10 protein-coding genes are annotated in these 12890 nt (G+C 48.5%); 8 read left to right on the top strand and 2 right to left on the bottom strand.

The annotated features are described in order from the left end of the window. Positions 1–13 precede the first annotated feature (13 nt). The 6 genes from N5E87_RS11460 to N5E87_RS11435 are packed head-to-tail and all read left to right on the top strand — an operon-like array spanning position 14 to position 7235. Positions 14–2218 carry a chemotaxis protein CheA gene (locus tag N5E87_RS11460; RefSeq protein ID WP_086904265.1) on the top strand — a complete coding sequence of 735 codons (2205 nt, stop codon included), beginning with the start codon at positions 14–16 and terminating at the stop codon, positions 2216–2218. Positions 2219–2232: 14 nt separating this feature from the next. Continuing rightward, the gene (locus N5E87_RS11455) at positions 2233–2745 is read left to right on the top strand and encodes a chemotaxis protein CheW (protein ID WP_086904264.1); all 513 of its coding nucleotides are present in this window, start codon (positions 2233–2235) and stop codon (positions 2743–2745) included. 5 nt (positions 2746–2750) lie between these two features. Next, positions 2751–4721 carry a methyl-accepting chemotaxis protein gene (locus N5E87_RS11450; protein WP_011626099.1) on the top strand — a complete coding sequence of 657 codons (1971 nt, stop codon included), beginning with the start codon at positions 2751–2753 and terminating at the stop codon, positions 4719–4721. Continuing rightward, positions 4722–5552: a CheR family methyltransferase gene (locus N5E87_RS11445; protein WP_086904263.1), complete on the top strand. Its 831-nt coding sequence runs from the start codon at positions 4722–4724 to the stop codon at positions 5550–5552. 3 nt (positions 5553–5555) lie between these two features. Beyond that, the gene (cheD, locus tag N5E87_RS11440; RefSeq protein WP_086904262.1) at positions 5556–6176 is read left to right on the top strand and encodes a chemoreceptor glutamine deamidase CheD; all 621 of its coding nucleotides are present in this window, start codon (positions 5556–5558) and stop codon (positions 6174–6176) included. Between the two features lie 3 nt (positions 6177–6179). Continuing rightward, the gene (locus tag N5E87_RS11435; protein WP_086904261.1) at positions 6180–7235 is read left to right on the top strand and encodes a chemotaxis response regulator protein-glutamate methylesterase; all 1056 of its coding nucleotides are present in this window, start codon (positions 6180–6182) and stop codon (positions 7233–7235) included. A 219-nt stretch (positions 7236–7454) separates the two neighbouring features. On the opposite strand, the gene N5E87_RS11430 is transcribed toward N5E87_RS11435, so the two are convergent. Next, on the bottom strand, positions 7455–9086 hold the full coding sequence (locus N5E87_RS11430) for a diguanylate cyclase (protein ID WP_086904260.1): 1632 nt from the start codon (positions 9084–9086) through the stop codon (positions 7455–7457). A gap of 348 nt (positions 9087–9434) precedes the next feature. Here N5E87_RS11430 and N5E87_RS11425 point away from each other — a divergent pair, with 348 nt between their 5' ends. Continuing rightward, a complete protein-coding gene (locus N5E87_RS11425; protein ID WP_140374514.1) occupies positions 9435–10478 on the top strand; it encodes a nuclease-related domain-containing protein in 1044 nt (347 codons plus the stop codon). A 98-nt stretch (positions 10479–10576) separates the two neighbouring features. Continuing rightward, positions 10577–11026: an SRPBCC family protein gene (locus tag N5E87_RS11420; RefSeq protein ID WP_086904258.1), complete on the top strand. Its 450-nt coding sequence runs from the start codon at positions 10577–10579 to the stop codon at positions 11024–11026. 193 nt (positions 11027–11219) lie between these two features. On the opposite strand, the gene N5E87_RS11415 is transcribed toward N5E87_RS11420, so the two are convergent. After that, a complete protein-coding gene (locus tag N5E87_RS11415; protein WP_011622847.1) occupies positions 11220–12812 on the bottom strand; it encodes an ABC-F family ATPase in 1593 nt (530 codons plus the stop codon). Between the last annotated feature and the right edge of the window lie 78 nt (positions 12813–12890).

Raw genomic sequence — 12890 nt, 5'->3', positions numbered from 1 at the left:
GTCGGGGTGTGCTATGTCCATTAATATGGCAGAGTTCCATCAGGTTTTTTTTGAAGAAAGCCACGAACATCTTGAAAATATGGAGCAATTGCTCCTTGCATTAGATTTAGACGCCCCCGATCCCGAAGAATTAAATACCATTTTCCGTGCTGCCCATTCGATTAAAGGGGGCAGTGGCATCTTTGGTTTTACTGCGCTCACCAGCGTGACCCACGTAATGGAAAATTTGCTCGATAAAACCCGAAAGGGCACGTTTGAGCTTTCCTCTTCTGTCATTGATCTTTTGCTTCGTACCGTCGATACCCTTTCACATATTTTAAACCTCTATCGGGAAGAGGAACCCATAGATTGGCAGCAGGTGGAATTTGCCAAAAACCAGCTGGTGGCGGCCTTAAATGGCGAACCCTTTTCCACTCAAACCGCCAATGCGGCAAATGGTTTGAGTGCCGCAAATCCCAATACCAATAACCAGAGCGAAGATAACCCCTTACAAGCTGCGGTTAAGCCAAGTGTAGCGACTCAATCAGTAGACGATAGCTTCGGTTTTTTTGAGGATGAAGTGGAGCTTGGGTTAGTCGATGAAACGGAACATTTCGGCTTTTTTGACGAGGCCTATACCGCAAAGGACATCCGCGCCGAGGATATTCACGCACCTACTGCAGTTGAGCTGAGTTTGACACCGCAAGAACAGGCGGCTGCTGATCTGGCTGCCAATCAGGTTGCTGCTGTTAGCGACGATGCGCTGGATGATGAATTAGGTTTCGGCTTTTTTGAATCATTAACGCCCGAAACATTCGCCACTGAAATTGATGCCTTAACGTCAACATCGGTCAAAGAGAAGCCCATCACTAATCAGGCGTCCGCGCCACGAGCTGAAGCGGACACTTCAAAGCTGCAATCGACTCGAGCCCAAAAGCCTGCACAAGAAGCCAGTACACAGCCCGCTAAATCGGCAGCTAAAGCCGAGGCAATGCCGTCGCAATCTTCTACTTCAACCATAGGGTCAGGATCTAGCAGCAGTAGTCAACCTGCAGCGAAAAAAGCCAGTGCCGCCAGTCAAGATGCTACTTTGAGGGTAGAAACCTCCAAGATAGATACTCTAGTTAATCTTGCGGGTGAATTGGTGATCACCCAATCCATGCTCACCCTTATCGGTAATGAGCTGGGCGGCGAGTTAGGTGAGCGGCTAAAAACCGCGCTTAATGAGTTAGAACGCAATACCCGGGAAATGCAGGAAGCCGTGATGTCGGTACGCATGTTACCCGTGTCGTTCGTATTTAACCGTTTTCATCGACTGGTGCGGGATTTATCGGATCAGCTTGGCAAAAATGTCAGTCTGGTGATTGAGGGCGGCAACACTGAAATTGATAAGGGGATGATTGAAAAGTTAGTCGACCCGCTCACTCACCTCGTTCGTAACAGTCTTGACCATGGTATTGAAAAACCAGAAAAAAGGCTTGCAGCAGGCAAAAGTGAAGCCGGTGTCTTGTCCCTTAAAGCCAGTCAGCGCGGTGGCAGTATAGTGATCGCCGTCCACGATGATGGCGGCGGGTTAAACCGCGAGCGCATTTTACAAAAGGCCCGGGAAAATGGCATGGCACTGCCCGAGAACATGACGGACAAACAAGTTTGGCAATTGATCTTTGCCGCAGGGTTCTCAACGGCGGCTGAGGTTACCGATGTCTCGGGGCGCGGCGTGGGTATGGATGTGGTACGCAAGAATATTGAGGCCTTAGGTGGTCGCATCGATATTGATTCCGTTGCGGGTCAGGGCGCGACCTTCGAAATCCAACTTCCCCTTACCTTAGCCATTGTCGATGGCATGAGTGTCAGCGTAGGCAATCAAATTTATATCTTACCTTTAGTACACATTATCGAATCGATACAACCGCAAACCGAGCAGCTTAAATTTTTGGCTAAAGAGCGGTTACTCAAGGTGCGGGAAGAATATTTACCCCTGCTAAACCTCTATCAATTAATGGAAATCGAACCCCAAGCTAAAACGCCAGAGGCCGGCATAGTGGTCTTGCTCGAAAGCAATAATAAACGCTTTGGTCTGTGTGTCGATGCTCTCGTCGGGCAGCAACAAGTGGTGATCAAGAGCCTTGAAAAGCACTATCGGCGGATCCCCGGTGTATCGGGAGCGACCATTATGGGCGATGGCAGCGTGGCCTTGATCCTCGATGTTGAATCACTTGCACTGCATATCAAAAATTAACTAAGGATGTCGCAATGGATAACCGCACAAACACGGTGAGTAAGCAGGAGTACAGCGTCCACGATGAGGTCGAGTTTTTAAGTTTTGTGCTGGGTGAAGAGCATTATGCGCTCGACATTATGTCGGTGAAGGAGATCCGTGGGTATGAACCCGTCACCAAAATCGCCAATGCGCCGGGTTTTATCAAGGGCGTACTGAATCTTAGGGGCGATATCGTACCTATTGTCGATTTAAGGATGAAGTTTGCCGTGGGCAGTGCGACCTACAACGAGTTCACCATCGTCATTATGTTGAATGTGTTTGACCGTATCGTCGGGATTGTCGTCGATGCGGTGTCGGATGTGATTAAACTCGCCGCCGAAGAAATTCTACCCGCCCCCGAATTTGGGGTGGCCTTCGATAGCCGTTACCTCAAGGGGCTGGCAACGGTAGAAGACAAGATGATCATTTTGGTAAATATACAGGCTCTGATCAGCAGTGATGAGCTGGGTCTAATTGATGCAAATAGTCTGTCTGATCAGGAGTAATCATAATGGGTATTTTCAATGTGTTTGGAAATGAAGAGGCGCGCCAGCAAAAGGAAGAAGAGCTGCAGCGCTATTTCCAATTATTAGATAACAGCGGCAACAGCTTTATGATCGCCGACAGCAACCGCAATATTATCTACGCCAATAAAGCGGTATTGAATATGTTATCTGAGGCTGAGGCGGACATTCGCAAAGAGCTGCCGCAGTTCTCTGTGGCCAAGGTGGTGGGCAGTAATATCGATATTTTCCATAAAAATCCTGCCCATCAACGCAATATGCTCGAGCGTCTTACCCAATCCCATACGGCGCAAATCACCATTGGGAAACGGACTTTTAAGCTGATCCTGACGCCCATTATCACCCGTGAAAATAAACACTTAGGTACGGGGGTTGAGTGGATTGATAGAACGGAGAGCATAGAGTCCGAGCGGGCGACGCAGCGCATTTTAGAAGCGCTGAATAATACCAGTACCAATGTGATGATCGCCGATGCCAACCGCACCATCATCTATATGAACCGTTCGGTGGAATCGATGCTGCGCCAATCTGAGAGTGAGATCAGGCAAGCGCTGCCGCATTTCTCCGTCGATAAAATTCTTGGCAGCTCTATGGATATTTTCCATAAGAATCCAGCCCATCAAGCGAGTCTGTTAGACAAGCTCGACCGTAAATATGAATCGCAAATCAAAGTGGCCAGTTGTCACTTCCGCTTAACTGCAAGCCCGATTATTTCCAAAACGGGCGAGCGGTTAGGTTCTGTTGTCGAATGGCTCGACCGCACGGTCGAAGTGCAAATCGAGCAGGAAATCTCGCGCATCGTCAATGCGGCGGCGGCGGGGGATTTCTCCCAACGGGCTGAGACGCAAGGTAAGCAGGGCTTCTTTTTAATGCTGGCGAACAGCCTCAATGCCTTGATTGAGACCTCGGATCGCGGTCTACAGGATGTGGCGCGGGTGTTGATGGCGCTCGCCGAAGGCGATTTAACCACGCGTATCTATAACGATTACGAAGGCACCTTTAATGATTTGAAAAACTATTCAAATCAAACCGCTGAAAAGCTATCTTACATGATAAGAGACATTCAAAAGGCCGCCGATACCATCAATACCGCCTCTTCCGAAATCGCTCAGGGCAATGCTGATTTGTCGAGCCGCACTGAGGAGCAAGCATCGAGTCTTGAACAAACTTCGGCGAGTATGGAAGAACTGACAGGCACAGTGAAGCTAAATGCCGACAACGCCAGCCAGGCCAATGCACTTGCCTCTAAGGCCGCCGATGTCGCCGTCGATGGGGGCGAACTTATCCAGCAAGTGGTGCAAACCATGGCATCGATTAACGAATCGGCACGCAAGATTGCCGATATTATCGGTGTTATTGATGGCATAGCCTTCCAAACCAATATCTTAGCGCTTAATGCGGCGGTCGAAGCGGCCAGAGCCGGTGAGCAAGGTCGTGGATTTGCGGTGGTGGCCTCAGAGGTGAGAAGTTTAGCCCAACGTTCGGCCAACGCAGCTAAGGACATTAAAGCCTTGATCTCCGACTCTGTGACCAAAATCGAAAGCGGTAACAGCTTAGTCGGCAAATCCGGCGACACCATGAAAGAAATCGTCATCGCTATTAAACGGGTGAACGACATCATGGCCGAAATTGCCTCAGCCTCGAATGAGCAGGCGATCGGTATCGATGAGATCAGTAAAGCCGTGGTGCAAATGGATGAAATGACGCAGCAAAACGCGGCCTTAGTGGAAGAAGCCGCCGCCGCAGCCGAAAGCATGCAATCGCAGGCGCAGCAGTTAGCGGACAGTGTGGCCAACTTTACCGTGGACGAAGACACCACAGCTGCGCCCAAACCCGTGGCGAGCCACAAGAAGTTAGCGGTTAAACCGCCATCGACTGTGACTCGCATGCCCGTTAAACCTAAGGCGATGGCGCCAAAGGTCAATAAAGCCGACCAAGATGAATGGGAAGATTTTTGATTGAGCGAACATCAACCTCTAGGGAAAGAGTTTGTTTTTACGGCGGCGCACTTTAATACGGTGAAAACCCGGCTGTACCAATTTGCCGGCATTAAGTTAGCCGACAGTAAAGACGCCATGGTGTATAGCCGTTTAGTCCGGCGGATAAGGGCGCTCAAGTTAGCGGGATTTACTGCGTATTTTGAGTATTTGCAGGCACACGAGAGTGAACATCAGGAGTTTATTAATGCACTGACCACTAATCAGACGGCGTTCTTTCGCGAGCCCCATCATTTTGAGATCTTAAAACAATATTTACAGGCACATCCGCATACCAAAAGGATCTGGTGTGCGGCCAGTAGCACGGGGGAAGAGCCTTACTCCATTGCTATGGTGGTGGCCGAGCATTTTGGCCGCTTCAACACGCCCATCGAAATCATTGCTTCGGATATCGACAGCGGCGTACTGAAAAAGGCGCAGCTGGGTATTTATCCTATCGAGCGTATCGAGGCGGTAAGTGCCGAGCGCAAGAAGGCGTTTTTTCAGCGGGGGCGCGGGGCACAACAAGGCAATGTGCGCGTGGTGCCAGAGCTCAAACAGATGCTGCAGTTTACTCGGCTCAACTTAGTCGATGAGTTTTGGTCAATCAAGACGCCAATCGATGTGATTTTTTGTCGAAACGTGATGATTTATTTCGATAAAACTACGCAGGAAAGCATTCTTAAACACATGATGCTTTCCCTTGCCGATGATGGACTCTACATCGCAGGCCATTCGGAGAACTTTAATATGTTCCCCCAGATCATTAAGCCAGTGGGCCAGACAACCTACAAGGCGGTAAAGGGAGCTTGATGAGTGCCAAAGCCGAATATTGAATACCCCGTTATCGAGCCGAATCGCTATTATGACCATCATTTTGGCTGTGATGCGGTCAAAATTTTGCCGGGGGAGTTTTTCGCCACCCGCGACCAAACCATGATAGTCACAGTGCTAGGCTCATGTGTGTCCGTTTGCCTCTCCGATCCCGATTTAAAAATTGGTGGAATGAATCATTTTTTATTACCGAGTGATAATGGCAACAGCTCGGGGATCTTAACCGATTCAGCCCGTTATGGTGTGTACGCCATGGAGTTACTGATCAATGAGTTGCTCAAACTGGGTGCGCGGCGCCGTGCCTTGGTCGCTAAAGTGTTCGGGGGCGGAAATATGCTCAATGGGATCACCGCCCATAATATCGGTGAGCGCAATGCGGAGTTTGTACTCGAATATTTGCAGATGGAACAAATCCCCATTTTGGCCGCAGACTTACTCGATTATTATCCTCGAAAAGTGTATTTTTTTCCGGCGACAGGTTTAGTAAAAGTTAGAAAAATCAGAACAATGCATAATAGCACCATTATGGACAGGGAAAGTGAGTATCGCCTAAGGATCAGGAATTTGCCGAGTGGCGGAGATGTGGAACTTTTTGGTGACTAAGACATGACGATAAAAGTACTGGTGGTTGATGATTCGGCATTGATCCGTAACTTATTGGGCAAGATGATCGAAGCCGATAGCGAACTTTCCCTCGTGGGCATGGCCGCCGATGCCTATATGGCCAAGGATATGGTTAATCAGCATCGCCCCGATGTGATCACTTTAGATATTGAAATGCCTAAAGTGGATGGCTTGACCTTTTTAGACCGATTAATGAAGGCCAGGCCCACGGCGGTGGTGATGATTTCATCCTTAACTGAAGAAGGCGCCGACGCTACATTTAACGCGCTCGCCCTCGGAGCGGTGGATTTTATCCCCAAGCCGAAATTAGATTCGCCCCAGGATTTTAATGAATACCAAGATTTAATTTTAGAGAAAATTAAATCGGCCGCCCACGCGAAACTGAAAACCCAACGAGCAGCTCCTGCCGTCGTGGTACAACCTAGCCATAAACCCGTGCTGAGTAACCGAGTAATCAACACGCAATTGGTGGCAATTGGCGCCTCCACTGGTGGTACCGAAGCGATTTTATCGCTGTTACAGCAGTTTCCGGCGGTAATGCCACCGATTGTGATCACCCAACATATGCCACCGGGCTTTACTCGCACTTTTGCTGAGCGGCTAAATAAACTCACCCGTTTGAATGTCAAACAGGCCGAAGATGGTGAACGTTTGCTGCCCTGTTATGTGTATATTGCGCCGGGGGATCAACACTTAGAAGTGATTAAGGTCGGCGGCAGTTTTAAGACCCGCTTGACCCAGGGCGACAAGGTGAGTGGCCATAGGCCGTCGGTCGATGTGCTATTTAACTCGGTTGCCGAGTGTGCGGGAGCCAATACCACTGCGGCGATCCTAACTGGCATGGGCAAAGATGGCGCCGATGGGATGGCGTTAATCGATGAACAGGGCGGTAAAACCTTTGCGCAGGGAGAGCAGAGCTGTGTGGTGTTTGGCATGCCAAGGGAAGCGATCAAACGCGGCGTTATCCATCATGTCGTCGAACTGCCGCAACTGGCGGATAAGATGCTCAATTATTTAGCCTCGCTTAAGCGAGACTAAAGCACTGACAACGCATGTTTAGTGCAGGCTTAGCGCGTCGATTCACCTTGGTCTTATCAATCGCAAACAATGGCAAATTACGCGCTACCTTATCATTCCACACAACAATCTTATTTGTGCGCATTCGTTTAGTTACTCATGCAACGCCCCGCGACGGGGGACTTTTTAAAGCTCGGGCATGGTGAAATTATCGCCAGAGCATATCGCGAGAGTTAGGGCTTATTTTAAGGTAGTGATTAAACGATTGCGTCCGGTACGTTTTGCCTCATACAGATTTTTATCCGCCAGCAATAAACAGTCTTGAAACTCGCTGCATTCGGTCGAAAAGGCTAAGCCCCCGCTTAAGGTGACTTTAAATTCGGCGCCTTCTTCGACAAACACAATATGGCTAAAGCTCTCGCGAATAGCATTAAGCTTGGCAATGGCTAAGGGCGCGGGGAGATCGGGCAAGACCAACATAAATTCTTCGCCGCCGTAACGACCCATAAAATCCACGGGGCGCAGGGATTGCTGCAACAGATGAGCAAAGGCCAACAGCACTTTGTCGCCGCCAGAATGCCCATAGGTATCATTCACTTGTTTAAAGTGATCTAAGTCCAGCATAGCAATGCACACCGAGGAGTTGATGCGTTTGGCGAGGTTAAAACAGCGGCGGGCAGCAACGAGGATCTGGGTGTGATTGAGCAGGCCCGTTAAGCTATCGCGGCTGGCGGAGCTTCGAATATCATGGCCACGCTGGGCGCGGGAAATCACTTGTGTCACAAATAAACTCGGCGCGGTTTGTTTTGAGATTAAATCGTCGGAACCCGCCTGAATGATGCTGACTTTGTTTTGCATAGTGTCGTCGGAGCTGAGCACTAGGATAGGGCTTGAGCTGTATTTATCTAATTGGCGGATCATTTTCGCCAGCTCTAAACCATTCACATCGGGCATATACAAATCGAAAATAAACAGATCTGGCTCAAATTGCTCTAGGGTTGGCAGCACTTGCTCGGGTTTGGTCATGCCTTTGACCATCAGCCCATGACTGCGAAGCAGGCTGGAAAAATAATCGACCATGGATTGCTGATCGTCCACCAGCAAAATTTTAAGCGGCTGTTTTTCTGACATTTTGAGCCACTGATGGATCTTGCGTACCAGCAGGGTGGTTTCGGCGGGTTTGACAAAATACTCACTGACATTGGCACGGATCGCTAGCAGTCGCATCTCAAAATCACCGCGGGAAGAGAGAACAAATACACGGGTATTGTGCTTCTCAAACTCGGTCGCCGCGGTAAATAAGGCTTCTTCGGTATAATCGGGCAAGATGAGATCTAATAAAATCAAATCGAAGGGCGAGGTATTTTGAATTTCGAGGAAGTCGGTGAAATTTAAAAAGTGCTGCACATTAAAGCCAAACTCATGCAGCTGCTTTGTTATCATCGCCCCGACATTATTGTCATCCTCAATAATCGCAATTCGATACTCGTGCCGTGCTTTAGTCGGTTTATAGGGACTGTGCTGCATTTGCGCTTCGACCACGGGGGCCGCTGGCTCACCACGGAGGTTATTTTGCAGCAGTTGGTGGAAGAGGGTATCTAAGCTTTTGATCACATTCAGCGCTGGGGCGGGCGAATCGAGTAAATTCTTTAACAGCAGCTCAAGCTTATCGACAATCTCTTTGGTGTCGGTCAAGCCAAAAGTTTCGCAGGAGCCTTTTAAGTTATGGACTTCACGGTAGACCGCCGACAGCATATGGCTCTGCCAGTTTTTCCTTAGCGAGATCCACAGGGTGATAATTTGTTTCTTCTTATCGGGTAGTGCATGTAAGTACTGACGTTTTAGTTGTTCTAAGGATTCTTCAAGACTCATAGGCTATCACCACCATCAGAATTTATAGGATAAGCTGGTGCACTGCTGGCGCGTATGCAATACCTCATAAGTATTAGTCGGCACAATTAGTGGGATTTTCTGCTTATTCGATACCCTAAGAGTGTAAACCAAGGTTGAGAAAATGCGGTGTTTGAGCTGTGATTTCACTCGATTTTTATGCTGCGAGAGACCGATATGATACATTTCAGTCAAATGTAGCACTGGCTAAATCTTGTAAGATAAAAACACATGCCAACAAGTGTTCTATAACGGCCATGGGCATTAACAAAACCGTACAGGAGTACAGACAGAGTGAAGGGACGCGTAAAGGATAAGTGGGCTTATCCCATGGTTTTTCGAACGTTAATCTTGTGGATGAGCGCTCTGAGTATCGGCTTATCTTGCTCAACGGCATGGGCGTTGGTGAAACAAGACTCTGAGGCCATCTGTATTCTTATCCAAAGTGAGATGCAAGATTGGCATCCCACTACGCCGCGCTACCAAGATCTTAAAGCAAGATTTGACGAGCATTGCCAGCAGCCCGTCGCCAACGGTGTTAAATCCACGCTAAGGCCGCCTGCAACACCCACTACGGTTCGCCACGACGCGCCTAAACAGAAACCCAATACAATACCTGCCGTGGTAACAGCGAAACCTACGTCTGCGCCAAGCACAATGTCTCCCATCTCTTCAATGTTCGAGTCGCTGTCGATTATTTTGGTCATTCCAATTCTTTTGCTGCTGTTTGCGATAGCGACCTTGTTATTTCGTCCGTCACTTAGGCAATACAGAGCTGAAAGATTAGGTCAACAGGGGGAAAAGCGAGTCGCTAAGTTACTGAAACAGGGACTCAAAGATGAGGACTACCGACTTTATCGCAATTTAATTTTGCCCATGGATGAGATAACTGAAGGTACGCCTGCTTTGACAGAGGTGGATTTAGTTTTACTGACCCATTTCGGCGTGTTCGTCCTTGAAGTTAAAAATTACTCCGGCTGGATATTTGGCGGCGAGAAGCAAGCCCAGTGGACGCAAAAAATCTTTACCAAACAAACCCGCTTTAAAAATCCTCTCCATCAGAACTATAAACATTGTTTGGCGGTTGCCCATTGCTTAGGGTTAGTCGAAGGGCTCCATTCGGTCGTCGTGTTTAGCGATGAGGCGAGCTTTAAAACGCCGTTGCCTAAAAATGTGGTGAATGAGTCGGGACTTTTGAGTTTAATCGCTCAATATAAAGGGCAAATAACGGAAACCTCTCACAGCACAAATCTGGCATTCACTCTTGCCGCAGAACGGCTAGATATCGCTCTGCAGCAGTCGGACTCTGATGCGAAGTCATTGCACTTAATGCAGTTTAAGCATCGTCGCATTGAGCCAACCATTTCAAGCTGAGGGGACAATTAATATTCTCGCGCAGGTGATAGCGAATGGGATTCTTGCGCTATCTTTAAGAACATTATTGGCCTATAAGCAACTGGAAGGATAAGGATATGCCCAATAACACAGGTACAGTGAAGTTACATAGAGTGCTACGCGCGACAGCGGCGTTAGTCTACAAGGCGTTTACCGATAAAGCGGCCCTAGAGCGTTGGTTACCACCTTGCGGCTTTGTGGGAACGATTCATGAGTTTGAATTAGCCGTTGGGTCAGGGTATTCCATGAGCTTTACCCAATTTGCGACCGGACACAGTCACTCCTTTAAGGTGGTCTATACCGAGCTTATCCCCAACAAATTGATTAGACATACCGACCAGTTTGATGATGAACATTTACCCGGCGTGATGCAGGTGACTATCGCGTTAACCGAGGTTTCCTGCGGTACCAGTTTGCAGATCACTCAGGAGGGCATTCCTGCCGTGATCCCAGAGGAGATGTGTTACTTAGGCTGGCAGGAATCATTACTGCAACTTGCGGCTTTGGTAGAAGCGAAGACGGAGTGAAGGCCGTCAGTCACTGGGTGTTATAAAGGGTGATATGCGAGTGGGATATAAAAAAGACGCTTATCTCGAGTAGAGTGAAGCGTCTTTTTATTAGGCAACTTTATTGGGTAACTCTATTGGGCTATTTGATAGGGCAACTTTATAGGCTAATGGATAAAGCCTTTTAAAAAAGGCTTATCGCACAGCAGCAGGTTTATGCACTGGCAAGGTTTGCCAGATACTCATCAAATGTCCCTTGGAAGTTCACCAATTTTCTATCCCGAATATCGATAATGCGGGTCGCTAACGAGGACACGAATTCGCGGTCGTGGCTAACGAAAATCAATGTGCCTTCAAAATCTTTGAGGGCATTATTTAAGGATTCAATCGCTTCCATATCCATATGGTTGGTCGGTTCGTCCATAATGATGACGTTGATATCTTGCATCATTAACTTACCGAAAATTAAACGGTTTTTCTCCCCTCCGGAGCAGTTTTTCGCTTTTTTGTTGGCATCATCTTCGGTAAACAGCAAACGACCTAACATGGCTCGCACCATCAAATCGTTGTGTTTTGGCTGACGCCATTGGTCCATCCATTCAATAATAGTCAAATCATTATCGAAGTCGCTGGTGCTGTCCTGTGGGCAGTAACCAATAGAAGCGTTTTCGGACCACTTAATCACGCCTTGATTATGAATTAACTCATTGACTAAACAGCGTAATAAAGTTGTTTTACCTACGCCGTTCTCGCCGATAATCGCAAGCTTTGCACCGGCTTCGAGGATTAAATCGCCGCCTTCGAATAACAATTCGCCATCAAAACCGTGGGCGAGGTTCTCAAGCACCAATGCCTGACGGTGCATCTTTTTGCCTGGCGCGAAGCGAATCGATGGCGCGATACGGCTGGAGGATTTGACCTCATCCAGCTTAATTTTGTCCATGCGCTTAGCGCGTGAGCTGGCGAGTTTTGCCTTAGAAGCGTTAGCCCCAAAGCGGTTAACGAAGTCCTGTAGTTCTTCAATCTCGGCGCTCTTCTTGGCGTTGCTCGACAGCAGTTGTTCGCGCTGCAGGGCCGATTGCTCGAGGAAGTATTCGTAGTTACCGGGATAAATCCGCAGTTCACCGTAATCGATATCCGCCATATGGGTACAGACAGCATTTAAGAAGTGTCTGTCGTGGGAAATGATGATCATGGTGCATTTGCGCTTATTCAGCTCAGTTTCGAGCCAACTGATGGTGTGAATATCCAAGTTGTTGGTGGGCTCGTCGAGCAGCAGAATATCGGGGTTAGCGAACAGGGCTTGGGCTAACAGTACACGCAGTTTCCAACCGGGGGCGACCTGTGACATAGGGCCATAGTGGAAGGACTCTTCGATACCAGCTTCAATCAGAATTTCGCCCGCGCGGCTTTCGGCGCTGTAGCCGTCCATTTCGGCAAATTCACTCTCGAGATCGCCCACACGCATGCCGTCTTCTTCGGTCATATCGGGTTTGGCATAAATCGCGTCACGCTCTTGCTTGATTTTCCACAGCTGGGTATCGCCCATGATCACCGCATCGATAACCGTGTATTGTTCGAAGGCGAATTGATCTTGGCTTAGGGTGCCGACCTTTAAACCCGGCGTGATAGACACGTTGCCTGAGGTTGGGGCGAGGGCGCCACTTAAGATCTTCATAAAAGTCGATTTGCCGCAGCCGTTTGCGCCAATCAAACCATAACGGTTGCCGTTGCCAAATTTTGCCGAGATATTTTCAAATAATGGCTCTGGGCCGAATTGCATGGTGATATTTGCGGTAGAGATCAAGGGTATGTCCTAGGAAAAAGTCGTTAATAACGGCTTAAAAAGCTGACAACCGCAAAGGATTGCAATATCGAGCTAGTT

The organism is Shewanella sp. GD03713, assembly GCF_029843705.1.
GTDB lineage: Bacteria > Pseudomonadota > Gammaproteobacteria > Enterobacterales > Shewanellaceae > Shewanella.
This window is presented reverse-complemented; position numbering and strand designations above follow the sequence as displayed.

Coding starts and splice junctions, on each gene's coding strand:
- N5E87_RS11450 (WP_011626099.1), top strand. CDS start 2,751: ATGGGTATTTTCAATGTGTTTGGAAATGAAGAGGCGCGCCAGCAAAAG.
- N5E87_RS11430 (WP_086904260.1), bottom strand. CDS start 9,086: ATGAGTCTTGAAGAATCCTTAGAACAACTAAAACGTCAGTACTTACAT.
- N5E87_RS11435 (WP_086904261.1), top strand. CDS start 6,180: ATGACGATAAAAGTACTGGTGGTTGATGATTCGGCATTGATCCGTAAC.
- N5E87_RS11455 (WP_086904264.1), top strand. CDS start 2,233: ATGGATAACCGCACAAACACGGTGAGTAAGCAGGAGTACAGCGTCCAC.
- N5E87_RS11425 (WP_140374514.1), top strand. CDS start 9,435: ATGGTTTTTCGAACGTTAATCTTGTGGATGAGCGCTCTGAGTATCGGC.
- N5E87_RS11420 (WP_086904258.1), top strand. CDS start 10,577: ATGCCCAATAACACAGGTACAGTGAAGTTACATAGAGTGCTACGCGCG.
- N5E87_RS11460 (WP_086904265.1), top strand. CDS start 14: ATGTCCATTAATATGGCAGAGTTCCATCAGGTTTTTTTTGAAGAAAGC.